The sequence below is a fragment of the Micromonospora sp. DT228 genome (genome assembly GCF_049841595.1).
In the GTDB taxonomy this organism is placed as follows: domain Bacteria; phylum Actinomycetota; class Actinomycetes; order Mycobacteriales; family Micromonosporaceae; genus Micromonospora.
In genome coordinates, this window is sequence record NZ_JBNCKO010000021.1 from 64,677 (window position 1) to 91,512 (window position 26,836).

Sequence of the window (26,836 nt, forward strand, 5' to 3'; positions counted from 1 at the left end):
GAGGCACAGACCGTAGGGCGGGTGGTGCCGGCCCGGTGGAATGCGCACCAGGGCCGACACCCTCCTCGACGAGCGGGTGCGCCGCCGCCGACCTCGGTCGCTACAGGTACGGCCGGGTGATGATCTCGATCGCGTGCCCTGCCGGGTCGAAGAAGTAGAAGCCCCGTCCACGGTGCTCGGTGTTGGTCTCCCCCTCGCGCTTCAGCTGCGGATCCGCCCAGTAGGTGATGCCGCGTCCCTCGACAAACGCCAGGCACCGTACGAACAGCTCGTCGTCGACCAGGAACGCGTAGTGCTGCATCTGGATGTCCACCGGTGGCTCGGCGAACTGGAGCAACACACCCCCGTCCAGCACGATGTTGACGAACGGCCCCCACGACGGCGCCTCGGGCAGCTCGAACAACTCCCGGTAGAACGCGGCCGACGCGTTCCTGTCCTTGGCAGCGATGATGGTGTGGTTGAACGTGACTGTCATGCGTACCGTCTTCCGGTCGATCCGTTGACCCGACCGGAGGCCCACAGCGTTCACCCAGCCACACCGATGACGAAGCCCCGAGGGCACCGACGCCCCGGATCCCGCACGAGAGACGCGCACATCGCGTCGATCTCGGCGTGGTGGCTGAAGTAGCCAGAACCTCCGGGGGGTAGGCCCATCTGGGGCGCGCACGGAGGCTAACACAGCGCCCCTGTCCGGATATTCACCGCTTCTGGAACATCACCGAGGCGACTTCGGCCATAAGCTCGACCGCCCAATCAAGCTGTCGGCAGTCGTTGCGTCCTCGGCACTCAAGGCACCCGCCCACCCGCCAGGGGCGGTCGTTTGCCCGGGTCCAGTGAGCATTCAGTACGCGATGAGCCATGAACAGTTGGGTCGCCGCGGATACCGGTTCGTCGATTGGCATGGTCGACGCCTCTCGCGAGTCCCGAAGTAGCCCGCCCGGAGGGAACCTCGGGGCGGGCAGACCAGACACCTCAGGAGTGCTGAAGTCCAGGAGCATCCGATCACAGTCTCACTGTATCCACTGTCTCAGTGTAGTCAAGTTCTCACTATCTCCACTTTGCCGTGTTGTCGCCTTGTCTCGATCGCAACCGGGCTGGAAACATGATCTCTGCTGAAGTCCAGGAGAATCGATCATGCCGACGAGACCGCCGCACTACCGCCGCGTGGCGGACGACATCGAGCAGAAGATCCGCTCGGGCGAATACCCACCGGGCCAACAACTGCCATCGGTGTCCGAGATCGGTGAGCTCTACAACGTGGCACGCTCCACGGCCTACCGGGCCGTCAAGGAGTTGCACGAGCGGGACCTGGTCTACGGTCAGCAGGGGCAGGGCGTCTTCGTCGCCGACAGTTAGACATCTGATCGGCACGAACGATCCGCCGTCAGCGGGCCTCCGGGTCGAGGCCGAGCACGGCTCGTCCCCCGTCCACCGGCAGGACCACCCCGTTGACGAAGCTCGCCGCCGGTGACAGCAGGTACGCGACGGCCTCGGCCACCTCGTCGACCCGCCCGATCCGGCCCACCGGGTGCAGCCGATTCAGCTCGGCGTCGATCCACTCCGCCTGGGTGGGCTCCTGCGCGGCCAGGAATTCGGTGTGCCGTTCGGTGGCGATCGAGCCCAGCGCGACCGCGTTGGCCCGGATGCCGTACTTCCCGTACTCGACGGCCAGTGCCCGGGTCAGCCCCTCCACCGCGGCCTTCGCCGTCGCGTACGGCAGGGCGCCTGACACGGGCCGGCGGGCCTGGTGCGACGAGACGTTGACGATCGCGCCGCCGGCGGCGCGGGCCAGGAACCGGCGGACGGCCACCGCCGCGCCGACCACGGCCGGGCGCAGGTTCAGCCCGATCAGGTCAAGGACCGTGTCGGCCGATGCCGAGTGCAGCGCGGCGTCGCGGAACACCGCCGCGTTGTTCACCCAGCCGGTCAGGGGCGCCGCGCGTTCGGCCAGCTCGGCGGCATGCTCGGCCACCCGTTCGTCGGCGGCGTCCCCGAACACCGCGACGAGTCGGTCGGCGGCCGGGTGCCCGGTCAACCAGTCGGCCGCATCGGCGTCGCGCTCCAACACGACGACCGTGGCACCGGTCGCCACCAGGCGTTCCACCACGGCCCGGCCGACACCGCGGCCACCGCCGGTCACCACACACGACGTGGGCACGGCTCAGTGCTCCGGTCGGCGGTGGACGACCACGCAGGCCAGCCCCGGGCCGGCGTGCGCGGCGACGACCGCGCCCGCCTCGGAGACGTACGTGTCGTGCAGCCGGTCACCGAGGCGTTCGGTGAGCGCGGTCCGCAGCGCCTCGGCCCGTTGCGGCGCGGCCAGGTGATGCACCCCGAGATCCACGTCGTCGTCCCCGGCCGCCTCGACGGCCAGGTCCACGAGCCGGGCCACCCCCCGGCTGGCGGTGCGGACCTTCTCGCGCAGCACGATCGCCCCGTCCGGCATGTGCATGATCGGCTTGACGGACAGGGCCGTGCCGAACAGCGCCTCGGCCGCGTTGATCCGGCCGCCTCGGCGGAGGAACTCCAGCGTGTCGACGTAGAAGAAGACCGTGGTGCGGGCGACCGCGGCGAGCGCCGCGTCGCGTACCCCGGCGAGGTCGACGCCGACCTCGGCGGCGGTGGCGGCCGCGATTGCCGGAAAGCCCAGCCCCATGCCGGCGGACTGGCTGTCCACGACCTCGACCCGGCCGTCCAGGTCGGCCGCGGCCAGGCGGGCGGCCTCAACCGTGCCGGACAGCGCGGCGGAGAGGTGCACCGAGACGATGCCGTCCGCGCCGGCGTCGAGCAGTTGACGGTACGTCCGGGCGAACTGGTCGGGCGCCGGGCGGGAGGTGGTGGCCGTGACCCGTCGGGCGCTCAGCGCCACGGTGGCATCGGCCGGCTGGGTTTCCACCCCCTCCAGCCCCTCCGCGCCGTTGAGCACGACCGTCAACGGGACCACCGTCAGCCGGTGCGCCCGCAACAGCTCAGGCGGAAGGTAGGCGGTGGAGTCGAGGACGACCGCGACGGGCATGCCCGGCACGCTAGCCGATCGAGACCCCCAGCGCCGAAGCGCGAGCGCTCAGATCGCGTCGACGGCTACCGGAGCGGTGACCAGGCCGACGTTGTGCGCCCGCAACTGCCAGCCACGGACGTCCTGCGGACGCCCGATCGCCGGCGCGCGGTCGTCGTGCCGCAGCTCGCTCCAGTGGCAGTTGGCCAGGGAACCGATGGTGCGCAGCACGCCGGTGTCCCAACCGAGCAGGTGCCCGATGCCCTGCCGGGACCCGCCCCCGTGGGTGGCGATCACCACAGTGCCGCCCGGCGCCGCGTCGGCGGCTTCCCGCAGCGCGGCGCCGACCCGCTCGCCGAGGTCGTGCAGGGGCTCCAGATCCGCACCCGGATCGGGGTCGCCGGCCCGCCAGCGGGCGTACTCCTCGGGGAAACGCTCGGCGACCTCGGTCAGGTGCAGACCCTGCCACTGACCGAAGTGCCGCTCGCGCAGCCTCGCGTCGGTGCGCACCGGAAGCCCCGTCAACGCGGCGAGCGCGGCGGCGGTCTCCACGGCGCGGCTCAGGTCGCTGGCCACGATGGCGTCCGGCCGCAGCGCCGCGAGCAGCGGCGCGGCGGCGCGGGCCTGGTCGCGACCCAGCTCGTTGAGGGGTACGTCGGTCTGCCCCTGGACGCGGTTGGCGGCGTTCCAGTCGGTGTTGCCGTGCCGCCAGACGATCAGTCGGGTCATTCGGCGGCGGCGGACCCGCTGGCGTCGGCCTCGACCAGGTCGCGATCGACGAACGGGATGGTGGGGCAGTCCTTCCAGAGGCGGTCGAGCCCGTAGAACTCGCGCTCCTCGGTGTGCTGGACGTGCACCACGATGTCGACGTAGTCGAGCAGCACCCAACGGCCACCACGCTCGCCCTCGCGCCGCACCGGCTTGGCCTTGTCCGGCAGCTCCAGCAGGCTCTCCTCGATGGCGTCCACGATGGCCAGCACCTGACGCTCGTTGGGGGCAGCGGCGAGCACGAACGCGTCGGTGATGGCGAGCTGGTCGCCGACGTCGATGATCGCGATGTCCTGCGCCTTCTTGTCGGCGGCGGCCTGGGCTGCCGCCATTGCCAGCTCGTGGGCGCGTTCGGAAACTGTCACCGTTCTCCTTCGATCAAGCGTGCGATCCTCCAAGCGTCTCATACCCGGCGACGCCCCGACCGCGCAGTTTCGGTCGGTTAGACGCACAAACCGGCCGAAATCCGGTGTGGTCAGCGCTGATAGAGGCTTCGCTTGGCGATGTACTGCACCACACCGTCGGGCACGAGATACCAGACCGGCTCACCTCGGGCCACCCGCGCGCGGCAGTCCGTGGACGAGATGGACATAGCGGGCACCTGGATCAGGCTGACGGTGTCCGCCGGAAGGTGCTTGTCGGTAAGCGGAAAGCCGGGCCGTGTCACCCCGATGAAGTGGGCCAGCTCGAAGATCTCGTCCAGATCCTTCCAGGACAGGATCCGTTGCAGGGCATCCGCGCCGGTGATGAAGAACAGCTGCACCTTGGGGCCGTACTCGGCCTGGAGGTCGCGCAACGTGTCGACCGTGTAGGTCGGCCCCCTGCGGTCGATGTCGACCCGACTGACCTGGAAGCGAGGGTTGGAGGCGGTGGCGATGACCGTCATCAGATATCGGTCCTCGGCCGGGCTGACCGGCTCGTCGGCCTTCTGCCACGGCTGCCCGGTCGGGACGAAGACCACCTCGTCCAGGCCGAAGCGGTCCGCCACCTCACTGGCCGCGACGAGGTGGCCGTGGTGGATCGGGTCGAAGGTGCCACCCATGATCCCGATCCGCCGGATATCTTCCTCCACCCGATGATCGTAGGCCGACCGCCGGGACCAACCACCCCGCCCCGGGTGAGGGCCCCATCTCAACCCAGGCGAGCGCCCACCCCGGCCCGGTCGAGCGCCCCACCCCGGCCCGGCGGGACACCGCGACATACCGGAAAGGCGCTCCCCTACAGCGGTGGTCACCTCGCCGTTCAGGAAACCGGTGCGTCACACCGACCCGGACACCCCGACCTCAAGGAAACCGAGTCGATCAACGCGCCAGGGTCGCGGCGCGCGAGATCACAGCGCGCGGCGGTCACGGCACGCGCGGGATCGCGATTGGGTTACTCGTGTGCATATACTCGTGGACGAGTAATTGGAAGCGAGCGAGTCCGGAGGGCATCGTGCCGAAGCGGCGTAAGGTCAGCAACCTGCTCGCGTTGGCCGTGCTGTCCGCACTGGTCCAGCGGCCGATGCACCCGTACGAGATCGCCACCGCACTGCGTGCCTGGGGCAAGGACCAGGACATGGAGTTCAAGTGGGGCTCCTTCTACACGGTGATCCGCAACCTGGACAAGCACCACCTGATCGACGCGGTGGAGAGCGTTCGCGAGGGCCGACGCCCGGAACGCACCGTCTACCGGATCACCGACGCGGGGCGGGCCGAGCTTGTCGACTGGGCCCGCGAACTGGTCTCCACGCCGATGGCCGAGCATCCCCGCTTCCGGGCGGGGTTGTCGGTCCTCGCCGCCCTGCATCCCGACGAGGCCACCGACCTGCTCCGTCAGCGGCTCGGCCTCCTCGACGACGCGCTCCGGCGGGACCGCGAGACACTCCACGCCCACCTGCGGGAGGTTCCGCGGCTGTTCCTGGTGGAGTCGGAGTACGACCTGGCCCTGCGGGACGCGGAGGCCGCCTGGCTGCGAGGGCTGCTCGCCGAGCTGACCTCGGGCAGCTATCCGGGGCTGGACACCTGGCGGGCCTACCACGAGACCGGCGAGATGCCCGCGGAGCTGACCGAGTTGTCCGAGAGAACCACCGCCCCGAGGGCCGACGCCGAGAGCGCCGCCACCTCCAGCACCCCGAGGCCAAACGCCGAGAACGCCGGCGTCGAACCCACCACGCCGAAAGCCAGCAGCCGGGAAGCCGACTGAAGACGGCTCCGGCGGGGTGCGCCAACACCCCGCCGGAGCCCTTACCTCGAACCGACACCTGGGAAGGCACCCGGCCCGAAGCGGCAACCAGAGGATAGCCGGGCTCCCTCCCAGGTCGGTCGCACGCGACCACACACCCCAGGGAGAAGAGCATGACCACGGTACGAACCGCGATCGTCATCGGCGGCGGCATCGCCGGACCGGTGACGGCACTCGCACTGCACCGGGCCGGCATCACCGCCACCGTCTACGAGGCGTACCCCGCCACGGCCAGCGGGGCCGGCGGCATCGGTGGCACCCTCGCCCTCGCGCCCAACGGTGTGGCGGCCCTGCGCCTGGTCGGCGCGGACGAGGCGGTGACGGCGATCGCCACCCCGATCACGCGCAGCGTCATGGCGGTCGGTCGACGCCGCATCGACCTGCCCACGCTGGCCGGGGTGCCGCCGCTGCGGGTGGTGCACCGGGCCGAGTTGCACCGGGCGCTGCACGACCGGGCGGTCGCCGAGGGCGTCGGTTTCGCGTACGGCAAACGGCTCGTCGACGCCGAGCAGACCGACAGCGGCGTGACGGCCCGGTTCGAGGACGGCACCACCGCCACCGCCGACGTCCTGATCGGTGCCGACGGCATCCGGTCGACCGTTCGTGGGCTCATCGACCCGGCCGCGCCCGGCCCCCGGTTCACCGGCCTGCTCAGCTTCGAGGCGGTCGCCCGGCATGAGGTGGACGTCGAGCCGGGCACGATGACGTTCGCGTTCGGGCAACGGGGCTACTACCTGTACTGGCCGGAGCCCGGCGGCGGTACCCGGTGGGGTGCCAACCTGCCGCAGCAGCGGCCGATGAGCCTCGTCGAGGCGCGTGCGGTGCCGGCGCGACAGTGGTGGGAGACGCTGCGTACCAGCTACGGCGACGACGACCCGGGCCGGGAGCTCATGGCGACGAGCGACGCCGACGGGCTCCAGGTGGCCGGTTCGTTGCAGATCATGCCGCCCGTGCCGCACTGGCACCGGGGCCGGATGGTGCTGGTCGGCGACGCGGTGCACGCGCCGTCGAACAGCTCCGGACAGGGCGCCTCGCTGGCCATCGAGAGCGCGGTGCAGCTCGCCCGCTGCCTGCGTGACCTGCCGGACGTGGCGGCGGCGTTCGACGCGTACGTGTGGCTGCGCCGGGCCAGGGTGGAGAAGGTCGCCGCACGCGCGGCCCGGATCAACCATGCCAAGGCGCCGGGGCCGGTCGCCCGGTCGCTGATGCCGCTGCTGATGCCGCTGATGGTGCGCACGGTGCTGGACCCGGAGAAGACGATCGCCCACGAGCAGCGGTACGTCATCGACTGGGACGCACCGGTCACGGCGGAACTCGCGGCGCGCTGAGCTACGGGTGCGCGGTGGCCCTTGCCGATCGCGGTAGCCCTTGCTGATCGACTCGGGGTCCGGGAAATCGGGGTGTCGAACCGTCCCGGACCCCGCGCTATTCCTGTCGTCGAGTGGATCACGCGCGCAGCGAGGCGCGGCGGCGGCGCCCAACCACCGGCACCGCCGCCGCGCCGCACCAGCCTTACGCCGCCGCGGCGGCCACCGCCGTGCGGGCGACAAGCGCGCGGCGCAGGTCGTCGTCGGCGTCGGTGACCACCCGACGCAGGCCGGGGGTCAGGTCGTCGCGGGCCAGCAGCGCCGCGGCCGCCTCCCGGGTCGGCTGCGCCACGGCGTAGTGGGGAAACGCCAGCTTCGCGACCCGGTCGGCCGTCCACGGGGTACGCCGACGCGCGGCCGCCGGCATGTCGGTGAAGTACCGCTCGACGTACGCGGCGGTCAACTCGGCCTGCTCGGGTTGCCAGAACCCCTCGGCGGTCGCCTCCAGCAGCCGGTTGGACAGCGCGGTGTCGCGCACGATGATGTCCCAGGCCGCCTTCTTCGCGGCCGGGTCGGGCAGGGCGGCCCGGCAGCCAGCGGCCCGTTCCGCGCCGGTGGAGCTGTTGTCGGCGGCAGCCTCGACGGCGATCTCCTCCTCGCCCGCCGCACCCAGCACCACCAACCGGCGCAGCACCGCCCAGCGCAACTCCGCGTCAACCCGCAGCCCGGCCGGCACGTCCCGGCCGGCGAGCCAGCCGACGAGCAGGTCCGTGTCGGCGGTCGCGGCGATCCATCCCCGCGCGGCGGCCAACTGCAACGACTGCCCCGCCGGCGCGCCGTCGAGCAGCCGCTGGCACGCCCCGGCGACCCGGGCCAGCGCCGCGGACCGGGCCAACGGATCGAGGTAGCGGTCCACCAACGACCGGCTGAGCGTGAGCACGTCCTCCGCGATGATCACTTCGGGTTCGGCGGGCAGCGCGACGGCCATCAGGTCGACCAGGCCGGCGACGGGTCGCTCCCCGTCGGTAGCCGCGTCCAGTGCCTCACCCCAGAGGAGCGCGCGGGTGAGCGGGTCGGCCAGGCGGGGCAGCATCAGCGCGACCGCCTCCGCCGACGCCGGGTCCAGGCGCACCTTGGTGTAGGTGAGGTCACCGTCGTTGAGCAGCAACAGCCGGGCCGCCTGCGTGCCGGCCAACGCCCCCAACACCGTCCGGCCGCCGTCGACCGCGGGGTCGATGTCGAGGTCGTCGCGCCGCACCGTGCCGTCCGCCGCGTAGCGGCCCACGCCGATGCGGTGCGGGCGCAGCACCGGGTGGGACTCCGGCGCGGTCTGCACCACGGCCACCTCGGCGTAGCGGCCGTCGGCGTCGACGGTGACCTCGGCGCGCAGGGTGTTGACCTGCGGCCGGCGCAACCACACCTCGGCCCAACCGGACAGGTCCCGGCCGCTGGCGGTGGAGAGGCTGACCAGCAGGTCGGCGAGCGTGGCGTTGCCGAAGCGGTGCTCGGCGAAGTGCGCGTTCAGGCCGGCCAGGAACGCCTCGTCGCCGAGCCACGCGACCAGTTGCCGCAGCACGCTGGCGCCCTTGGCGTACGAGATGCCGTCGAAGTTGAGCAGGCCCTCGTCGGCGTCGGCCACCTCCGGAGGGGCGACCGGGTGGGTGGAGGGCCGCTGGTCGGCCGCGTATCCCCAGGCCTTGCGGCGCATGGCGAAGGTCGTCCAGGCCTGGTCGAAGCGGGTCGCCTCGGCGGTGACCCGGGTGCCCAGGTATTCGGCGAAGGACTCGTTCAACCACAGGTCGTCCCACCAGCGCATGGTGACCAGGTCGCCGAACCACATGTGCGCCATCTCGTGGGCGATCGTGGTGGCCCGGAGCTCGCGCTGGGTGTCGGTGACCGCCGAGCGGAACACGTAGTCGTCGCGGAAGGTGACGATGCCGGGGTTTTCCATGGCGCCGGCGTTGAACTCCGGCACGAACGCCTGGTCGTACTTGCCGAACGGGTAGCGCTCGGTGAAGAGCTGGTGGAACCGGTCCAGGCACTGCCGGGTGACGGTGAAGATCTCCTCGGCGTCGGCGTCCAGGTGCTCGGCGAGCGACCGGCGACAGTAGATGCCCAGCGGCACGCCGTCGTGCTCGGCGCGCCGCACGTGGTAGGGGCCGGCGATCAGCGAGAAGAAGTAGGTGGCCAGCGGCGCGCTGGGGGCGAACTCCCAGCGGCCCGGGGCCGGTGTGGCAGCCACCTCGGCGTTGCCGGAGACCGTCCACTCCGGCGGCGCGGTCACCGACAGGACGACGGGTGCCTTGAGGTCGGGCTGGTCGAACGCGGCGAAGATGCGCTGCACGTTGTCGAGGAAGCTCACCGCGTAGAGGTAGGTCTCGCCGTCGGCCGGATCGACGAAGCGGTGCATCCCCTCGCCCGCGTTGGAGTACGCCATCTCCGCCTCGACGACAAGCGTGTTGTCCGCGGCCAGGTCGGTGAGCCGCAGCCGGTTGTCGGTCAGCAGGCCGGCGTCGAGGTCGCGGTCGTTGAGGCGTACCGCAAGCAGTTTGGCGGGCTTGAGCTCGACGAAGGTCGCGGTGCCGGGAGCCGCCCGGAACCGGATCTCGACATGGGAGCGGAACACCTCCGCGCCTCCGGTCAGGTCGAGGTCCACCTGATAGGACTCGACAGTAATCGCCGCGCCACGCGCGGTCGCCTCTACACGGGTCAGGCTCGGCATCCGCTTATCCTGCCCGATGGGGATCGACACCCGGTCACCACACGACCCTCGGCACTGGAGGAAAGAACAATGGCGCAGCACCCCAAGGGCGACTTCGACCTCTCTCGGGCGGTCTGGCAGCGGGCCGAAGGGGACACCTCCGACAGCGCCGTCGAGGTCGCCTTCGTCGACGACCTGATCGGGATGCGCAACTCGTCCGAGCCCGACGGGCCGGTGCTGGTCTTCACGCAGGCCGAGTGGGACGCGTTCGTGGCCGGCGCACAGGACGGCGAGTTCGACCTGGACTGATCGCGCCCGCCACCGTGCGGTGGCCCGCCGACCCGGGACCAGCGCCCCGGGTCGGCGGTCAGCCACGGGCGGGGCCATCGCCGTCGCCCCAACCGAGACCGCCGGGCCCCGGGGCGTGGTGGAAGCCCGGATGATCGGCCACGTCGACGCAGCGCTCGCCGTCCGGGCCGACCGCACCGCAGAACAGCCGCTCGGCCCGCTGCCAGGCGTCGGCCGGCGACAGGGCCGCCGCGCCGAGCGCCACCTCCGGGCGGAGCAGGGTCAACGCCTCCGCGTACGCCACGGCCAGCTCGCGGGCCTCGACCACGGTGGGCGCGGTGAAGCCCAGGTGCACGGTGAAGAACCGGTGCGGCCGGACGGGCCGCCGAGGAGGCCCGATCAGTGGCCGCCCGTCACGGCCTCCGCCCAGTGCCCCGACCGTGCGCCGCTGCCGCCAGTGCGGCGATGTGTTGTCGCGCATCCGCCCCTCCCCGTGGTTGCCCCACCAGCAGCAAACCAGGTTCCACCGCTCCTGGGAGGGGCCAGCCGGCGTGCCGTCGGCGCGGGGATTCAGCGGCGGCGAGGGGGGTACCCGCACCCGGCCGGTGGTGACCGGCCGCACCCGCGCGTGAGGAGACCCGATGGCGACAATGCCTGTCGACCGCAGCCCGGACAGCACCCTCGCCCTGCTCCGCGCCGGCTACCGGTTCATCGGCGCGCGCTGCGAGCGGTACGGCAGCGACGTCTTCCAGACCCGGATCCTGCTCGCCCCGACCATCTGCCTGCGCGGCCGGCCAGCGGCGATGCTGTTCTACGACAACGAACGCTTCCAACGCGCGACTGCCATGCCGCTGCGCGTGCAACGGACCCTCACCGGGCGGCGGGGCGTACAGGGGCTGGACGGGCCGGAGCACGCCGACCGCAAGGCCATGTTCATGTCGATCATGACGCCGGCCGCCATCCAGCGCCTCGGCCAGCTCTTCGACGACGAGTGGCGGGCCCGGATCCCCGCGTGGGAGGCCGCCGGGCCGCTGCCGCTCTACGACGAGCTGGGCCGCCTGCTGACAAGCGTGGTCTGCGCCTGGGCCGGGGTGCCGCTGCCCACGTCGCAGGTCGAGCGACGCGCCGTCGACCTGCACGCGATGATCGAGGGGCCGGCGGTGGTCGGCCCCCGGCACTGGCGGGGACGGCTCGCCCGGCACCGCGCCGAACGCTGGCTCGCCGGCCTGATCGAACGGACCCGGGTCGGTCTCTTCCCGGCGCCGCCCGGGAGCGCCCTGGCCGTGATCGCCGAGCACCGGGACCGGCGGGGCCAGCTCCTCCCCCGGCGGATCGCGGCGGTGGAGCTGCTCAACGTGCTGCGGCCGGTGGTCGCCGTGGACCAGTACATGGCGTTCGCCGCGCTCGCCCTGCACGACCATCCGGGCTGGCGGGACCGGGTCCGCGACGACGACCAGGCCACCGAGAACTTCGTCCAGGAGGTACGCCGCTACTACCCGTTCTTCCCGATCGCGGCGGCCCGGGTCCGGCGCTCCTTCGACTGGCAGGGCCACCACTTTCCCCGGGGCCGGCGGGTGCTGCTCGACCTGTACGGCACCAACCACCACCCGGCCCTCTGGCCGGAGCCGGAGCTGTTCCGGCCGGAGCGGTTCGCCGACCGACGCGTGGACCCGTTCGAGCTGATCCCGCAGGGCGGCGGTGACCACTTCGCCGGACACCGGTGCGCGGGCGAGTGGATCACCATCGACCTGGTGAAACGGGCGGTCACCAACCTGACCAGCGCCATGCGCTACGACGTACCCGTCCAGGATCTCGCCCTGGACCTGCACCGGATGCCGGCGCTGCCGCCCCTCGGTCTGACTCTCGGCGACGTTCGGCGCGCCTGACCTCCGCCTCGCCGATCGTTCGGGAGTGACCGGCCAGCGCCGCAGTCGGAACGACGTGTCCGTTTGATCGGCGGGAATGCGGGCAGGCGCTGCTCAACCGCCGGTTCACCACTGTCCTGGCGAGGAGGCACGTCGATGTCCTTGTTCAGTCCACCTGGTGACGCCCGGCGCGCCGCGCGCCGGTGGGGCGTCGACAGCGACCGCGCCGTTGCGTCGCCGGTCCACCTGCCGATGACGTACGTGCTGCCGCTGCGCTGGCACGCCGACACCGGCCTGGCCGAGCTGACCGGTTACCTGCGGTGGCTGGCCGAGCGGGTCGAGGTGATCGTGGTCGACGGATCCGCGCCGGACCTGTTCGCGCGGCACGCCGACGCCTGGCGAGGGCTGGTCCGACACCTCCAACCCGACGCCACCGCCCGCGGGCTCAACGGCAAGGTGATCGGCGTACGCACCGGGGTGCGCGCGGCGGGCCACGAGCACGTGGTGATCGCCGACGACGACGTCCGGTACGACGGGGCCGGGCTGACCGCCGTGCACCGGCTGCTGGGCCGGGTCGACCTGGTACGGCCACAGAACTACTTCGACCCGCTGCCCTGGCACGCCTGGTGGGACACCGGCCGGACGCTGCTCAATCGGGCGCTCGGGGACGACTACCCGGGCACCCTCGCGGTTCGGCGCAGCACCTTCCTCGGCATGGGCGGGTACGACCCGGACGTGCTCTTCGAGAACCTTGAGCTGATCCGTACCGTCCGCGGGTACGGCGGTGTCGAGGCCAGGCCGGCCTGGCTGTACGTCCGCCGCCTGCCGCCGGATGCCGCGCACTTCCGGGGCCAACGGGTCCGTCAGGCGTACGACGATCTGGCCCAGCCGGCTCGCCTGCTGACCGCGCTCGCGGTCCTGCCGGGGCTGGCGGCGGCGGTCGCGGCACGCCGGCCCCGGCTGCTGCTCGGCGCGGCGGCCGGGGTGGTCGTTTTGGCCGAGGCGGGTCGTCGTCGCGCCGGTGGTGACCGGGTGTTTCCGCCGACCACGGCCCTGGCGGCCCCACTCTGGCTGGTGGAGCGCGGTGTGTGCGGCTGGCTGGCGGTAGCCCAGCGGTTCCTGCGCGGCGGCGTCCGCTACGGCGACACCCACATCCGCCGAGCTGCCAACCCCGCCCCGCACCACCCACTGACCCGCGCGATCTTGCACTTCCTGTCGCGACAAGACGGCCCACAATAGGACAAACCCCCGACAGAAACTGCAAGATCGGCGAGGCGGGGGCGGGCGGGGCGGGGCGTGGCTGGGCGGGGCGGGGTGGGACAGCTCGCGGTCACCGGGATGGTGGCCGCGAGCTGTCGCGGTGGTGGGGTGGTGCGGTCACGGGCTTACCTGGTGCCGGGCCTGCTGGGCCTGGTCCTTGACGTCGTGCGCGGCCGACCTGCTGTCGTCCCTGACCGCGTGCACGGCGTCCTGGGCGGTGGACCTCACCGACTGGGCGGCCTGCTGGGCGGGCTCGCGCAGCTCCTCCTTGAACTCGCTTGCCACCTCCCCCAGCTTGTCCCTCACCGCACCGCTGTGCTCGCCGACCCGCTCCTTGAGCTGGGTCGCGGCCTGCTGCTCGCGGCGGGACGCCGGGATCAGCGACGAGGCCAGCCAGCCGACCCCGAACGCGATCAGACCGGCGGCGAGAGGGTTGCCCTGGGACTTCTGCCGGATCACCCGCGGTGCGCTGTGCGCGGCGTCGCTGACGCTGGAGGCCGCCGACGAGGCGCGGTCGCCCACCGAGTGGGCCGCCTGGCCGGTGCCGTGGCCGAGGTCAGACGCGGTTCCCATGACCTTGTCCCTCACATTCTGCAGAGCGGAACGGGCCCGCTGCTTGCGGTCGTCGACGATGCGGCTCGGGCTGACCTTGTACGCCAACGCGTCGACATCGGAGCTGAGGCTGTTACGGGTGGCTTCGATCTCCCGGCGGATCTGATCGGGATCGGTGCTCATCGGGTGACTCCCTCCGGGTGCGGCTTGAGCGCGTCGGGGATCCGCTGCACGCTGTCGTTCGTCTGCTTGAGCCCGCGTACGTGCTGGGCGTTCTTCTTCGCCATGGAGTAGAGGACGGCGCCGATCGCGGCCCAGATGACGGCCACGATCAGTGCGGCCAGGCCGGAGTCCATGACGTTGTCCAGGAACTGCCACACGGCGATGGACACGAAGAGCGCCACCATGTAGCCGCCGAAGCCGGCACCGCCGAAGAGCCCGGCGGCCTTGCCCGCCTTCTTGCCCTCCTGGCGGATCTCGGCCTTGGCCAGCTCGACCTCCTGGCGCATCAGCGTCGACAGGTCGGTGGTGACCTGACGCATCAGGTCACCCAGCGAGCTGCCCTTCACCTCCGCCGCGGTGTGCGGGGCACCCGCGTCGGGGCGGTATCCGGAGCCCAGGCCGGACCCCTGCGTCGGCGTGGTCATGCCGTCGCCTCCCTTCGGATGACTCGGCGGCTCACGGGCGAGGGGTGCCGGTGGACGGAACGCCCGGCAGCGGGTCGGTCTGCTGCACCGGCGGCAGCGGCTGACCGGTGCCGGAGTGCTCGGGGTAGCCGTCCCGGCTGGGGTCGGCGTAACCGCCGGGCGTCGGGTCGGCGTAACCGCCGGACGTCGGCTCGGTCCGCGTGCCAGGGGTCGGGTCGAGGTAGCCGCCCGGCGGGACGGCGTCCGGCACCGCGCGGGGCGCGGGCGGCGGCGTCGGGATGACGGCGGTCCGCTCCGGGTCGTACGCCCCGGCGCCCCGGTAGGACGAGGATCCGTTGCCGGAGTCGTCACCGGTGGCGGCGACGCTTCGGGTCAGCCGGCCGGCCAGCACACCGAGGACCGCCGCGCCGACCAGGAAGGTGCCGGGGTTGCGCCGCGCGTAGTCGCGTACCTCGGTGATCAGGTCGCCGGGCTCGCGCTGCTCAAGCCAGCCGGCGACGCCGTGCACCCGGTCGGCGGCCTGACGGGCCAGCTCGGTCACCGGGCCGGCCTGACCACCCTGCTCGGCCATCGAGCGCATCTCGGCGGCGAGCGAGCGCAGCCCGCCGGCGGCCCGACGCTGCTGCTCACCCGCCTGGCCGGCGAGCTGGGTGCGGGCCTCGCCGTACACGTTGCGGGCCTGCCGGGCCGCCTCGCGGCCGACCTCGGTGCCCTGCTCCTTCGCGGTCTGGGCGACCGCGCCGCCAGCCTGCGCGGCCTCGGAGCCGACGTGGCGCACCTGGTCGCGGACGCCGCCGCCGTTCGTCGAATCCTGCCCGTACGTGGAAGACGTAGATGAAAGATCGTAAGACATGATTTCCCTTCCGCTCGAAAAAGTCGTCGCGGTTGTGCTGGGGGATGCGGTGCGTTGCCGCGACCGCTGACCATTCACCTACCCTCGGTTCTGCCTTCCATACTTCTTCGTGCATTTCTCTGCGCGGCCGGCTGGATCGACTTCAAAATGGAGGATCGTCGGGCTGCGTCATGTCGCCGCTGCGGACAGTGCGGTTCGCGAGGGCTCGCCGAGCCACGGAGGGGGCAGCGATGGCACGAGACGTGCGAGGTGGCCGACGGGCGGGTCCACGACCCCGGGTCCAGGTGGCCGCACTGGTCGTCGCCGGGGTCTTCCTGCTGATCGGCGTTCTCGGCTTCGTCCCCGGCATCACCACCGACTACGGCGAGCTGAGGTTCGCCGGACACCACTCGGACGCGCGACTGCTCGGGTTGTTCCAGGTGTCGATCCTGCACAACGCGGTACACCTGCTCTACGGGTTGGTCGGCCTGGTGCTGGCCCGCAGCGTCGCCGGCGCCCGCGTGTTCCTGGCCGCCGGCGGGGCGAGCTATCTCGCGCTCTGGCTGTACGGCCTGGGCATCGAGGCTGTCGACGCCGAGAGCGGGGCGAACATCCTGCCGGTGAACGACGCCGACAACTGGCTGCACCTCGCACTCGGCTTCGGGATGCTCGCGCTCGGGCTGCTGCTGTCGAACCAGGCGGGCACCGGCGGGCGTCTGGACAACCCGGCCGATCGGCACTGACCTGTAGCTTTGGGGTTCTCCGGTCCCGCGCGGCATCGTCCTGCGCCAGCACGCCTCACCCGAGTGGAAGCCGGTGACCGTCGCGCACGCCAGCACCGGGGCGTGAGCGGCGGCACGGCCGTCAGGCCGCGACCGGCAGTCGCTTGGCGAAACAGACGCTGTACGGGTTGCCCACGTATTCGCCGTAGACCGGGATCTGTTCGTAGCCACACGAGGTGTACAGCGCGATCGCGGCCGGCAGGTAGGTGCCCGTCTCCAGGCAGACCACCGACTGCCCCTGCCGGAACGCACACTCCTCGAGTGCGGCGAGCAGTTGACGGGCGATGCCCCGACCCCGGTAGGCGGGCCGGACGTACATCCGCTTGATCTCGCCGGTTTCGGCGTCGATCGACTGGAGCCCGCCACAGGCGACCGCCCGACCGTGCACGACCGCCGCCAGGTAGCGGACGTCGTCGTGGGGGACGAAGACCTGCCCATCCAACCCACCATCAGCCGTCCGCAGCTCACGCTGCTGCGCGATGACCAGGGCGGCGATCTCCGGATCGGTGACGGGCCGTGACTCGATCAGCATCACCCCACGCTAGAACTGGTGGATTTCGCGGAGGTTTCCGGAAATCAACCCAATCACGGAGCGCAACGGACTACTCGGCGTCGCCCTCGTCGGCGTCCTCGTCGTCGTCGGAGGAGTCCGCGCCCACCTCGTCCGCCGATCGCACCCGGCGAGCCTTGCGGGCCGCGAGCCGGTCCGCCGCGGAGAGCCGGTTCGACTTCTCCTCCAGGCGGACGTCGGTGCCCCGGTTGCCGGGTACGAATTCCACGCCGGCGTACAGCGTCGGCTTCCAGTCGAACTCGCGCTCACCGATCCGGACCAGATCACCGGGCTCCGCGCCGGCCTTGGCCAGCTTGTCCTCCACCCCGAGCCGGGCGAGCCGGTCCGCGAGATAGCCGACCGCCTCGTCGTTGTCGAAGTTGGTCTGCTTGACCCAGCGCTCCGGCCGGACACCGCGAACGGTGAACGAGCCGTCCGCCTCGGCGGTGATGGTGAACCCGTCGTCGTCCACCGCGATCGGACGGATCACGATCCGGGTCGGCTCGGCGGGCGGCGCGGCCTTGCGCTCCGCCTCGACCAGCTCGGCCATCGCGTACGTCAGCTCCTTGAGCCCCTCCCGGGTGGCCGCGGAGACCTCGAACACCCGGTAGCCGCGCTCCTCCAGATCCGGGCGGACGATCTCGGCGAGGTCCCGGCCGTCCGGCACGTCGACCTTGTTCACGGCGACCAGTCGTGGGCGGTCGGTCAGCCCGCCGTACTGGCTCAGCTCGGCCTCGATGGCGTCGATGTCGGCGACCGGGTCACGGCCGGGCTCCAGGGTCGCCGAGTCGATCACGTGCACCAGCACGGCGCAGCGCTCGATGTGCCGCAGGAACTCCAGGCCCAGCCCCTTGCCGTTGGCCGCGCCGGGGATCAGACCCGGCACGTCGGCGACGGTGAAGGTGTGGTTGTCCATCCGGACCACGCCGAGGTTGGGCACGAGGGTGGTGAACGGGTAGTCGGCGATCTTCGGCTTCGCGGCGGAGATCACCGAGATCAGCGACGACTTGCCGGCCGACGGGAAGCCCACCAGGCCCACGTCGGCGACGCTCTTCAGCTCCAGCACGATGTCCAGCTGGTCACCGGGCTCCCCCAGCTCGGCGAAGCCGGGGGCCTTGCGCTTGGCGTTGGCCAGCGACGCGTTGCCCCGCCCGCCGCGCCCGCCGCGAGCCACCTCGAAGGTGGTGCCGGCGCCGACCATGTCGGCAAGCACGGTGCCGTCGGTGGTCTGCACCACGGTGCCGTTGGGCACCTTCAACATCAGGGTGCGGCCGTTGGCGCCGTCCCGGTTCGACCCGGCGCCGCCCTTGCCGTTGTCGGCCTTGACGTGCGGGTGGAAGTGGAAGTCGAGCAGGGTGGTGACCTGCGGGTCGACAACCAGGGACACGCTGCCGCCGTGCCCGCCGTTACCGCCGTCCGGCCCACCGAAGGGCTTGAACTTCTCGCGGTGGATCGAGACACAGCCGTGCCCGCCATCGCCGGCCTGCAGATGCAGAACGACCCGGTCAACGAACGTCGCCACGGCGTCAATCCTTCCAGCGAGGTCCGACCCCGCACTTCGAAAAAAGCTAAGCGGGCCGGGACCCGGAGGTCCGCGGCCCGCTTAGCCGGAAAACTACTGCTGCGGAACGATGCTGACGGTCTTGCGACCGCGCTTGGTGCCGAAGAGGACCGCACCGGCGGACAGCGCGAACAGCGTGTCGTCGCCGCCACGGCCGACCAGGTCACCGGGGTGGAACTTGGTGCCACGCTGCCGGATGATGATCTCACCGGCGCTGACGACCTGACCACCGAAGCGCTTCACGCCGAGTCGCTGGGCCGCGGAGTCACGACCGTTACGCGAGCTGGACGCACCCTTTTTGTGAGCCATTGGAGGACGACCTACTTCCCGCTGGAGATGCCGGTCACCTTGACCTGGGTCAACGGCTGGCGGTGACCCTGGCGCTTGTGGTAGCCGGTCTTGTTCTTGAACTTGTGGATCCGGATCTTCGGGCCCTTGGTGTGCGCGGCGATTTCGCCGGACACCGCGACCTCGGCAAGCTTCGCCGCGTCGGTCACCAGGTCGTCACCGTCGACGAGGAGCACCGCGGTGAGCTTCACCGCGTCACCGGGAGCACCGGTGAGCTTCTCGACCTCGATCACGTCGCCCTCGGCGACCTTGTACTGCTTGCCGCCGGTCTTGACGATCGCGTACATCGGAGGCGGACTCCCTGTCGTTGAGGCTGCTGGCGGTCGTCCCCGCAGCGGCTCGCCGGGTAGCAGTGCACGGCGGCGTGGGCACACGGGAACTCGGCACACCAAAGGTGGGCCGCAGGCAAGAGTACGCCATCGCCGGCCCGGACCCCAAACCGGCCCGCCCTGGTCAGCGCGCGCAGAGCTGGTCGAGGCGTTGCTGGAGCCTGTCGAGTTCGGTCTCGTCGATGGACTCGACGTCGGCGCCGAGCGCGGCGACCTCGGTGCCGAGGTCGGTGAGCAGTGTCTTGAGCTGCGGATCGGTGGCCCGCTCCGACTGCTTGCGCAGCTCGCTCCGCCAGCCGGCCAACGCCGCCTCGGCCCGTCCGCGGGCGGCCTCGGCTTTGTCGCTGTCCCCGGCGCCGACCGCCGCGACCAACTGGCCCAGCTCGGCCACATACGTGCGGACGGCTGTGGTGCTGGCCTGCTGGGCGGCGGCACAGACCTCCGTGGCGACGCCCGCGGCGGCACCACCTGCCGACCTGCCGCTCGGCCCGGAGGCCGTGTCACCTGTCGTCACGGCGGCCGGATCGGACCCCACGCCCGTCGGCCGGTCGGCGGAGCAGCCGGCCGCGTCGAAGAGCAGTGCGATCAGCGCGGTGACGGCGAGCAGACGACGCATCTTCTTCTCCTGACCAGGGACGGCCGATCCTGGGCCGGAGTGGCCACCACGGCGAGGTCCCTCCCCCGTCACTTTGCCGGGGAAGGGACCTCGTCAAACACTTGGCCGGTCAGGCGGTCAGGGGCGCGTCCGCCGGCGGGCGCCACCCCGGCGTGAACGGCGGCGGCCGGCGCCACCCTCGGTGCTGTCCTCGTCACCCTCGCCGTCGGCGAGCGCGTCCGGGTCGTCCGCCGCGGCCAGCCGGGCCGACTCCCCCTGCTGACTGTCGGAGATCGCCGGCGCGGCGGCGGTGTCCGACTCGTAGCGGGACAGGTCGTAGCCCATGGTGTCCTGGTAGTCGGCGTCCGGCTCGGCGCTGGTGTCGGTGTCGGTGTCGACGTCGACGACCTCGACCACGGCCCGCTCGGCCGGGGCGTTCTTGCGCGCCCGGCGACGGGACGACGCGGTGCCCTGCTCGGCGGCCGGGGCGGCGGCCACCGACGAGGCGACAGCCTTGACCTTCTCCGCGGCACCGGCAGCGCGTGCCTTCTCCGGAACCGGCTCGGTGTGCATGATGACGCCCCGACCCTTGCAGCACTCGCAGGTCTCGCTGAACGCCTCCAGCAGGCCCGCGCCGATCCGCTTACGGGTCATCTGCACCAGGCCGAGCGAGGTGATCTCGGTGACCTGGTGCTTGGTGCGATCCCGGCCGAGGCACTCGGTGAGTCGGCGCAGCACCAGCTCACGGTTCGACTCGAGCACCATGTCGATGAAGTCGATCACCACGATGCCGCCGATGTCGCGCAGCCGGAGCTGGCGGACGATCTCCTCCGCCGCCTCCAGGTTGTTACGGGTGACGGTCTCCTCCAGGTTGCCCCCGGAGCCGGTGTACTTGCCGGTGTTGACGTCCACCACCGTCATCGCCTCGGTGCGGTCGATCACCAGCGAGCCGCCGGAGGGCAGGAAGACCTTGCGGTCCAGGCCCTTGATGATCTGCTCGTCGATCCGGTACTCGGCGAAGACGTCGCTCGTGCCGACGTGCCGGCGTACCCGGTCGACGAGATCCGGCGAGACGTGCGACAGGTACGACTCGACGACGTCGTACGACTGCTCGCCCTCGATCACCAGCTCGCGGAAGTCCTCGTTGAACAGGTCCCGGACCACCCGGATGACCAGGTCGGGCTCCCCGTAGAGCAGCGCCGGGGCGCCGCCCTCGGCCGCCTTGGCCTGGATGTCCTCCCACTGCGCCTGCAGCCGCTTGACGTCGCGGGCCAGCTCGTCCTCGCTGGCGCCCTCGGCGGCCGTCCGGACGATCACGCCCGCGCCGTCCGGGACCAGCTTCTTGAGCACGTCCCGCAGCCGCTTGCGCTCGTTGTCCGGCAGCTTGCGGCTGATCCCGGACGCGTTGCCGTTGGGCACGTAGACCAGGTGCCGGCCGGAGAGCGCGATGTGGCTGGTCAGTCGAGCGCCCTTGTGCCCGATCGGGTCCTTGGTGACCTGGACCAGCACCGAGTCGCCGGAGCGCAGCGCCTGCTCGATCGAGCGGGCCCGCCCTTCCAGACCGGAGGTGTCCCAGTTGACCTCGCCGGCGTACAGCACCGCGTTGCGACCGCGGCCCACGTCGACGAACGCCGCCTCCATGCTCGGCAGCACGTTCTGCACCTTGCCCAGGTACACGTTGCCGGCCATGGTGCCGGAGGAGTTGCGGGTGACGTAGTGCTCGACGAGCACCCCGTCCTCCAGGACGGCGATCTGGGTCCGGTCACCGCGCTGGCGGACTGCCATCACCCGATCGACAGCCTCCCGGCGCGCCAGGAACTCCGACTCGCTGAGAATCGGCGGTCGCGTACGCCGCTGCTCCCGGCCGTCCCGGCGGCGCTGGCGCTTGGCCTCCAGCCGGGTCGAACCGGACACACCCTGCACCTCGTCGACGGTCCGGCGCGGCTCGCGGATCTTGACCACGGTCGGTACGCCGTCGTCGGCGGCACCCTCCGTGTCACCCGCGCCCCGGCGACGACGACGCCGGCGGCGACGCGTCAAGCCGTCCCCGCCCTCGGTCTCCTCGTCCTCGTCGCCCTCGGCCTCGACCTCGGCGGTCTCTTCCTCGTCGGCCTGCGCCGCCTCCTCGGACTCCTCGTCCTCGGCGTCGTCGGCCCCGCCCTTGCCCCGGCCCCGACCTCGGCGACCACGCCGGCGGCGGCGGCGCGCGGCGGCGCTGTCGTCGTCGTCCTCGTCCGCCTCGGCGGCCTCGTCGGCCTCCTCGGTCGGCTCCTCCTCGGCCTCGATCACCTCGACCGGCTCCACCGGCTCGACCTCGCGGCGACCACGCCGACGGCGGCGGGACGGCTCCGCGGCCTCCTCCACCACCGGTTCCTCGGCGACGGGAGCGGGCTCGACCGGCCGGGTCACCGGCACGGCGTCCGGCTGGGGGGCCATGAACAGCACGGTGGGCGCGGAGAGCGCGGCCCGCCGACGACGGGTACGCGGCTGCTCCGGCTCGACCTCTACCGGCTCGATCGGCTCAGCTTTCACACCGGAGACGGCAACACCTGGCGACACCTCGCCGGCGCTGGTCCAGGGCGACCCGGCGGCGGTCGCGCCCGGGATGTCGTTCAGTTCGGCCTCGGCCTCGCGCAGGTCGGAGGCCGCCGGTTCCTCGGCGACGACCGGCTCCTCGGCCAACTCCTCGACGGGCGGCTCCTGGGCGACCGGTTCCTCGACCGCGGGCGGCTCCTCGACGGCCGCCGGGGTGGCCTTCTTGCGCCGGGTACGGGTCACCTTGACCGGCGGAACCACGTCGGCCGGGGCCACCTCCGCGGAGGACGCGACAAGCGGCTCCTCGGCGGTCGTCTCGACGGGAGTGGCCTTGCGCCGGCGCCGGGGGGTTTTGGGCGCGACGTCCTGGTCGCCGGAGATCGGGGCGAAGACCTCCGCCTGCGGCGACTCGGCACTGGCGGACTCGCTGGTGGACGCCTCGGCCGGCGCGTCGGTCTGCTCCGGCTGGCTGAGCGGGGCGGCGCGACGCCGGGTCGCCCGGGTGCGTCGTACCGGCGCGGCGGGCTCGGCGCTCTCCGCGCCGTCCGGCTCCACCGAAGCCGAACCGACGGCCGTGGTGGGGGTCGCGACGGCGGCGCCGTCGGCCGTGGTGCTCTGGTCGGCGGTTTCCCCGGCCGGCTGTGAACCGGTCCGTTCGCCGCCCTCGGGCTCGTTCTCGAGCATGGACGTTCTCCAGTTCTGGCTACCCCGGGCGCGGGTGAGCGCTGCCACGCAGGGTCGCCGCAAAAGTGTTTCCGCCGGGCGCGCGTGGTGCGCGACCGCCGAAGTCTGCCTGCCAGAGCACGGACCGTCGGTCAGTGCCCAACGATGGCTGCCCCGTCGCGGTCCGCATCCAACGGATCCACGATCGCACCCTGCGCGGTCAACGTGCCCTGAGCCAGCCGGGTCACCCTCGGCGAAACCGGCGGCTCCAGGTCGGCCACCACGCGGAGGCCGGAAAGGACGTCATCGGGCCGTACGGACGGGGTGACCTGCCGCACGACCAGTTCGAGTATCGCACACGGTACGGCCGGCACCCCGGAAGGCGTCGGCGTTGGCGTGAGGACATCGACAGATATCACCGCGGCACGGGCGTCGAAGGTGCGTCTCCCCTGCTTGGTCATCCGCTCCACCAGCACCTCGTCCGCCGCGAGGAAGGCGTCCACCGCGGCACGGAGCACCTCGGTCTCGACCTCGGGCAACTCGATGTGCCAGTGCGACGCCTCGATCCGGTCCGGGAGGTTGCCCCCCTCGGCGACCACGGCGTCCAGGACGTCCAGCCCCGGCGAGAGCGCGGCGTCCAAAGCGGCCCGCAACTGCTCCGGGTCGACAGCCGCCTGGAGAGCGATTTCCAGGTACTCCGCCTCACTCGCCACCCCGGTGGGCGCGGCGCTGGCGTAGGAGATCTTCGGGTGTGGGTGGAAACCCTGGGAGAAGGCGACCGGCACGGCGGCCCGGCGCAGCGCGCGCTCGAACGCCCGGGCGAAGTCCCGGTGCGAGGTGAACCGCAGCGGTCCGCGCTTGGCGTACCTGATGCGGACGCGCTGGACGACCGGTGCCTGGCCGCCCTCGGGTTGAGGCTTCTTGGCGATCGTGGGCTCCTCGGGTGTACCTGCGTGTCCGACCATCCTGGCGCAGGGCCCGTGACGGCACGCAGCCGGGGCGGTCGTCCGGCACCGACGAACCGGTGCAAACAGTTCGACACCACCATGACCACCTGCCGGAACGCCGATGGCCGGCCGGGCGACCCGAAGGTCATCCAGCCGGCCACCATGATCAGGACCCGTTACCGCTCCCGGGTGGGGGCGCCGGTGGCGCCCCTCCCGGCGGGCCGTAGCCCGGCGGCGCGTAACCGGACGGTGGGGGGTAACCACCGCTGGGTGGGGCGTACCCCGCAGGTGGCGGATAACCGGACGGCGGTGCGTAACCGGCGCCGGGTGGGGGGTAACCAGCGCCCGGCGGCGCGTACCCGCCGGGTGGCTCCTGGTCGAGCAGGTGGTCCGGTACGTCGGCCGCCAGGGCCGCCTCGCGACGGTACCGACGTCGGTTCCAGATCAGGAACACCACCAGACCCAGCAGCAGCGCCAGCGCCACCGCGATGCCGACGACGATGACCATCACCTGCTGGTCGCTGGGGCCGCCACGGTCGCCGTGCTGGGTGACGTCGAACTCCTCGGCCGCGTCCGCGGTCTGCGCGGGCCCTGACTGGGCGGGCGCCGTCTGCGCGGGTGCCACGGCCGGGTCGAGCAGCGGGTTGGCGGCGACCGGCGGCACGTTCGCGCTCAGTGCGGTCACCGGGTCGATCAGGCCGAAGCCGTACTGCGGGTCGCGGCCGGCGGGACCGGCGTCCCGGGCCGTGCGGATGATCCGGTTGATCACGTTGGCGGCGTCGAGGTTCGGATACTTCGAGCGGATCAACGCGGCGATGCCGGCGACGATCGCGGCCGAGTCGGAGGTGCCGTCACCCCAGCCGTAGCCCTTGTCACGGCCGACGTTGTAGATGTCATCGCCAGGTGCGGCGACCACGGCCTCGGGACCCTGGACCGACCCGGACCAGAACTTGCCGCCCCGGGTCGTCCCGGTCACGGCGATCACGCCAGGAACGCTGGCGGGAGCCTCGACCTTGACGCTGCCGTTGGCGATGTTACCGGCGGCGACCACCACGACGACGTCGTGCTCCCAGGCGTACTGGATGGCACTGACCTCTTCGGGGCTGACGGCCGACGGCTTGCCCAGTGAAATGTTGATCACCTTGGCGCCACCGTCGACGGCCATCCGGATGCCGCGGCTGACCAGCGCGTCGTTGTAAGGCGCGTCATCCTCTGCAGAGTCGTCCAGCCTGATGGGCAGGATCTTCGCGCCGGGGGCAATGCCGTCCACGCCGTCGGGGCTGGCGTTCGTCGCCGCGATGATGCCGGCCATGTGCGTGCCGTGCCCCTGCGCGTCGACCCGTCCGTCTCCGCTGCCGCCGTCGCTGCGGCCGCCGGGAAGCACCTGGCCCTTCAGGTCCGGATGGTTGGCGTCGACGCCGCTGTCGATCACGGCCACGACCACACCGCGCCCGGTGGACAGCTGGTGCGCCTGCTCCATCCGGAGCTCGTCCACATACCACTGCTCGGCTCGCCGAGGTGCCGCCGCCGCCGGCTGGGCGGCCCCCAGCACCAGGAGCCCCACCAGCAGGCAGGCCGTGACCGGCCGGAGCGCTCCGACGTTCAGTGTCATCCGTCCGTCCTCATCGCAGGATGCCCGGGGTCGCCCCGTCACCAGGACCCCACGGATCGTCGTCCTCAGTCAACCACGACGAGTGCTCCGAACCCGTACCACCACCACCGCCGTGCCCGGCACCGCCCGCGCCGCCCATCATGCCGCCCATCCCGGCGCCGCCCATCCCGGCACCGCCACGCGCGCCGCCCGCCAGGCCGGCGCCGCCCGCACCGGCGGCGGTGCGCAGCGCGTTCGCCGCGCTCGTCATCGGCGGCACCTTGCCGTTACCGCCACCCACCATGCCGGGGATGCCGCCCATGCTGCCCACGCCGGCGCCGCCCAGGCCACCGCCACCGGACCCGATGCCACCGCCCGCGCCAACGCCGCCACCGAAACCACCGCCGGCACCACCGAGGCTGGCGCCACCGAGGCCGCCACCCGCGCCGCCGTATCCGGCGCCAAGGCCGCTGGGCGCGGCGCCGGCCAGACCGGTGCTGTAGCCGTCGTCGACACCCGGATATCCCGAACCGGTGGGCGGAGGGGTGAACGCGCCGGAGCCGCCGCCGGTGGAGGAGCCGTCGCCGAATCCGCTTGTCGGGGGCGGGGAGAACGGGCCGCCGACCGACGTCGGCCCACCGCTCAAGTCGGCGCCGCCGCCGGGCAACCGGCTGCCGATGTCCGGGCCGCCGCCGCCACCGCCGCCACCGCCACCACCACCGATGTCAGGTCGGCCCTTCGGCGGCACCCGATCGTCGGGTCGGTAGTCGTCCTGATAGCGCCCCGGATCGCCCACCTGAAGCTTCGGACGCTCGGTGTAGACCGCCTGGGGCAGCGGCGACATCGCGGTGTTGGCCGCCTGCTGGTTGTCCCGGTACCAGTTGTCGAGGTGGTCCTTGGTGTCCCACCAACCACCCCGCTTGTGGTCACCCGCCTGGCCGTCGACCTTCATGGTCGCCTCCAGGTCGTCGGCCTTGTCGCGGAACGCGCCGTCGGCGTACGACCCGGGGTTGCTCTGGTAGTCCTTCCGCAGCGCGGCGAGGAAGCCCGACGCGCTCTCGCCGTCGCGGGCGTCGTCGAGCTCGGTGCCGTTGGGCAGGCTCCACTCGTTGATGCCGAAGTCGTCGCCCAGGGGGACCGGGATCGAGGCGACCGCCGCGCGGATGTCCTGCTCGATCCGCCCCAGCGCGCCGCTGACGTTCGTCGCGTCGGTGATCAGATCCTCGACCTGCTTACCGATCTCGCCCAGGTGCTCGCGATAGGCGTCGCCGCCGCTGCCCTTCCAACCGGCGAGCATGCCGGGCAGGCCGCCGACGTGCGGGCGCTCCTGGCCGGTCGCGATCGGGCCGACGAACGAACGGCCGACCAGCGCGTCCCGCAGCTGCGTCAGGCCGGAGGAGATGTTTCCCCACCCCTGCCCGACCGAACCGACCGTCTCCGGGTCGGCGGAGAGCGTCACCTCGCGGACGCACCGCTCCCAGGTTCCTCCAGCCATGA

At 72.0% G+C, this 26,836-nt stretch carries 27 protein-coding genes; 7 read left to right on the top strand and 20 right to left on the bottom strand.

What is annotated here, in order from left to right:
* Positions 1-100: 100 nt before the first annotated feature.
* On the bottom strand, positions 101-475 hold the full coding sequence (locus ACLQ29_RS30800; RefSeq protein WP_425774884.1) for a VOC family protein: 375 nt from the start codon (positions 473-475) through the stop codon (positions 101-103).
* A 659-nt stretch (positions 476-1,134) separates the two neighbouring features.
* Between ACLQ29_RS30800 and ACLQ29_RS30805 the strand changes: the two genes are divergently transcribed.
* A complete protein-coding gene (locus ACLQ29_RS30805) occupies positions 1,135-1,356 on the top strand; it encodes a GntR family transcriptional regulator (protein ID WP_425774885.1) in 222 nt (73 codons plus the stop codon).
* Between the two features lie 28 nt (positions 1,357-1,384).
* On the opposite strand, the gene ACLQ29_RS30810 is transcribed toward ACLQ29_RS30805, so the two are convergent.
* The 5 genes from ACLQ29_RS30810 to nadD all read right to left on the bottom strand — a co-directional run bounded on the left by ACLQ29_RS30810 (position 1,385) and on the right by nadD (position 4,835).
* On the bottom strand, positions 1,385-2,158 hold the full coding sequence (locus tag ACLQ29_RS30810) for an SDR family NAD(P)-dependent oxidoreductase (RefSeq protein ID WP_393375590.1): 774 nt from the start codon (positions 2,156-2,158) through the stop codon (positions 1,385-1,387).
* A gap of 3 nt (positions 2,159-2,161) precedes the next feature.
* Positions 2,162-3,016: a DegV family protein gene (locus ACLQ29_RS30815; RefSeq protein WP_425774886.1), complete on the bottom strand. Its 855-nt coding sequence runs from the start codon at positions 3,014-3,016 to the stop codon at positions 2,162-2,164.
* Positions 3,017-3,064: 48 nt separating this feature from the next.
* Entirely contained in the window at positions 3,065-3,724 is a 660-nt protein-coding gene (locus tag ACLQ29_RS30820) for a histidine phosphatase family protein (RefSeq protein ID WP_425774887.1), read from the bottom strand.
* Positions 3,721-4,128, bottom strand: a complete 408-nt coding sequence (rsfS, locus tag ACLQ29_RS30825) for a ribosome silencing factor (RefSeq protein ID WP_393375596.1) — start codon at positions 4,126-4,128, stop codon at positions 3,721-3,723. The genes ACLQ29_RS30820 and rsfS overlap by 4 nt, the downstream gene beginning before the upstream one ends.
* A gap of 110 nt (positions 4,129-4,238) precedes the next feature.
* Positions 4,239-4,835, bottom strand: a complete 597-nt coding sequence (nadD, locus tag ACLQ29_RS30830; protein ID WP_357378495.1) for a nicotinate-nucleotide adenylyltransferase — start codon at positions 4,833-4,835, stop codon at positions 4,239-4,241.
* 362 nt (positions 4,836-5,197) lie between these two features.
* Here nadD and ACLQ29_RS30835 point away from each other — a divergent pair, with 362 nt between their 5' ends.
* Together ACLQ29_RS30835 and ACLQ29_RS30840 are read left to right on the top strand one after the other, a co-directional pair.
* Positions 5,198-5,947, top strand: a complete 750-nt coding sequence (locus tag ACLQ29_RS30835; protein WP_425774888.1) for a PadR family transcriptional regulator — start codon at positions 5,198-5,200, stop codon at positions 5,945-5,947.
* Positions 5,948-6,099: 152 nt separating this feature from the next.
* Complete coding sequence (locus ACLQ29_RS30840) at positions 6,100-7,314, top strand: FAD-dependent oxidoreductase (protein WP_425774889.1); 1,215 nt, start codon at positions 6,100-6,102, stop codon at positions 7,312-7,314.
* Between the two features lie 184 nt (positions 7,315-7,498).
* Here the strand turns inward: ACLQ29_RS30840 and pepN are convergent, their stop codons facing one another.
* The gene (gene pepN, locus ACLQ29_RS30845) at positions 7,499-10,015 is read right to left on the bottom strand and encodes an aminopeptidase N (RefSeq protein ID WP_425774890.1); all 2,517 of its coding nucleotides are present in this window, start codon (positions 10,013-10,015) and stop codon (positions 7,499-7,501) included.
* Between the two features lie 69 nt (positions 10,016-10,084).
* Between pepN and ACLQ29_RS30850 the strand changes: the two genes are divergently transcribed.
* Positions 10,085-10,303 carry a DUF397 domain-containing protein gene (locus ACLQ29_RS30850; protein WP_334510463.1) on the top strand — a complete coding sequence of 73 codons (219 nt, stop codon included), beginning with the start codon at positions 10,085-10,087 and terminating at the stop codon, positions 10,301-10,303.
* Between the two features lie 58 nt (positions 10,304-10,361).
* Here the strand turns inward: ACLQ29_RS30850 and ACLQ29_RS30855 are convergent, their stop codons facing one another.
* Positions 10,362-10,763, bottom strand: coding sequence for a hypothetical protein (locus tag ACLQ29_RS30855; protein WP_425774891.1), 402 nt, complete (start codon positions 10,761-10,763; stop codon positions 10,362-10,364).
* Between the two features lie 160 nt (positions 10,764-10,923).
* On the opposite strand from ACLQ29_RS30855, the gene ACLQ29_RS30860 reads away from it, so the two are divergent.
* On the top strand, positions 10,924-12,168 hold the full coding sequence (locus tag ACLQ29_RS30860; protein ID WP_425774892.1) for a cytochrome P450: 1,245 nt from the start codon (positions 10,924-10,926) through the stop codon (positions 12,166-12,168).
* A gap of 135 nt (positions 12,169-12,303) precedes the next feature.
* Positions 12,304-13,386, top strand: coding sequence for a glycosyltransferase (locus tag ACLQ29_RS30865; RefSeq protein WP_425774893.1), 1,083 nt, complete (start codon positions 12,304-12,306; stop codon positions 13,384-13,386).
* A gap of 138 nt (positions 13,387-13,524) precedes the next feature.
* On the opposite strand, the gene ACLQ29_RS30870 is transcribed toward ACLQ29_RS30865, so the two are convergent.
* The 3 genes from ACLQ29_RS30870 to ACLQ29_RS30880 are packed head-to-tail and all read right to left on the bottom strand — an operon-like array spanning position 13,525 to position 15,459.
* On the bottom strand, positions 13,525-14,142 hold the full coding sequence (locus tag ACLQ29_RS30870) for a DUF3618 domain-containing protein (RefSeq protein WP_425774894.1): 618 nt from the start codon (positions 14,140-14,142) through the stop codon (positions 13,525-13,527).
* The gene (locus ACLQ29_RS30875; RefSeq protein ID WP_425774895.1) at positions 14,139-14,606 is read right to left on the bottom strand and encodes a phage holin family protein; all 468 of its coding nucleotides are present in this window, start codon (positions 14,604-14,606) and stop codon (positions 14,139-14,141) included. The genes ACLQ29_RS30870 and ACLQ29_RS30875 overlap by 4 nt, the downstream gene beginning before the upstream one ends.
* Positions 14,607-14,637: 31 nt before the next feature.
* The gene (locus tag ACLQ29_RS30880) at positions 14,638-15,459 is read right to left on the bottom strand and encodes a hypothetical protein (protein WP_425774896.1); all 822 of its coding nucleotides are present in this window, start codon (positions 15,457-15,459) and stop codon (positions 14,638-14,640) included.
* Positions 15,460-15,689: 230 nt separating this feature from the next.
* Between ACLQ29_RS30880 and ACLQ29_RS30885 the strand changes: the two genes are divergently transcribed.
* Entirely contained in the window at positions 15,690-16,181 is a 492-nt protein-coding gene (locus ACLQ29_RS30885; protein ID WP_393375623.1) for a DUF4383 domain-containing protein, read from the top strand.
* A gap of 121 nt (positions 16,182-16,302) precedes the next feature.
* Here the strand turns inward: ACLQ29_RS30885 and ACLQ29_RS30890 are convergent, their stop codons facing one another.
* The 9 genes from ACLQ29_RS30890 to ACLQ29_RS30930 form a co-directional block, all read right to left on the bottom strand.
* A complete protein-coding gene (locus ACLQ29_RS30890) occupies positions 16,303-16,752 on the bottom strand; it encodes a GNAT family N-acetyltransferase (RefSeq protein WP_425774897.1) in 450 nt (149 codons plus the stop codon).
* Between the two features lie 70 nt (positions 16,753-16,822).
* Entirely contained in the window at positions 16,823-18,292 is a 1,470-nt protein-coding gene (gene obgE / locus ACLQ29_RS30895) for a GTPase ObgE (protein WP_425774898.1), read from the bottom strand.
* Between the two features lie 93 nt (positions 18,293-18,385).
* Positions 18,386-18,640, bottom strand: a complete 255-nt coding sequence (rpmA, locus tag ACLQ29_RS30900) for a 50S ribosomal protein L27 (RefSeq protein ID WP_007464062.1) — start codon at positions 18,638-18,640, stop codon at positions 18,386-18,388.
* A gap of 11 nt (positions 18,641-18,651) precedes the next feature.
* Entirely contained in the window at positions 18,652-18,966 is a 315-nt protein-coding gene (rplU, locus tag ACLQ29_RS30905; protein ID WP_007464063.1) for a 50S ribosomal protein L21, read from the bottom strand.
* A 166-nt stretch (positions 18,967-19,132) separates the two neighbouring features.
* Positions 19,133-19,624: a hypothetical protein gene (locus tag ACLQ29_RS30910; protein ID WP_425774899.1), complete on the bottom strand. Its 492-nt coding sequence runs from the start codon at positions 19,622-19,624 to the stop codon at positions 19,133-19,135.
* A gap of 117 nt (positions 19,625-19,741) precedes the next feature.
* Complete coding sequence (locus ACLQ29_RS30915) at positions 19,742-22,822, bottom strand: Rne/Rng family ribonuclease (RefSeq protein WP_425774900.1); 3,081 nt, start codon at positions 22,820-22,822, stop codon at positions 19,742-19,744.
* 131 nt (positions 22,823-22,953) lie between these two features.
* Positions 22,954-23,766 carry a TIGR03936 family radical SAM-associated protein gene (locus ACLQ29_RS30920; RefSeq protein ID WP_393375639.1) on the bottom strand — a complete coding sequence of 271 codons (813 nt, stop codon included), beginning with the start codon at positions 23,764-23,766 and terminating at the stop codon, positions 22,954-22,956.
* Between the two features lie 148 nt (positions 23,767-23,914).
* Positions 23,915-25,360, bottom strand: coding sequence for a type VII secretion-associated serine protease mycosin (mycP, locus tag ACLQ29_RS30925; RefSeq protein ID WP_425774901.1), 1,446 nt, complete (start codon positions 25,358-25,360; stop codon positions 23,915-23,917).
* A 10-nt stretch (positions 25,361-25,370) separates the two neighbouring features.
* On the bottom strand, positions 25,371-26,834 hold the full coding sequence (locus ACLQ29_RS30930; protein ID WP_425774902.1) for a WXG100 family type VII secretion target: 1,464 nt from the start codon (positions 26,832-26,834) through the stop codon (positions 25,371-25,373).
* Between the last annotated feature and the right edge of the window lie 2 nt (positions 26,835-26,836).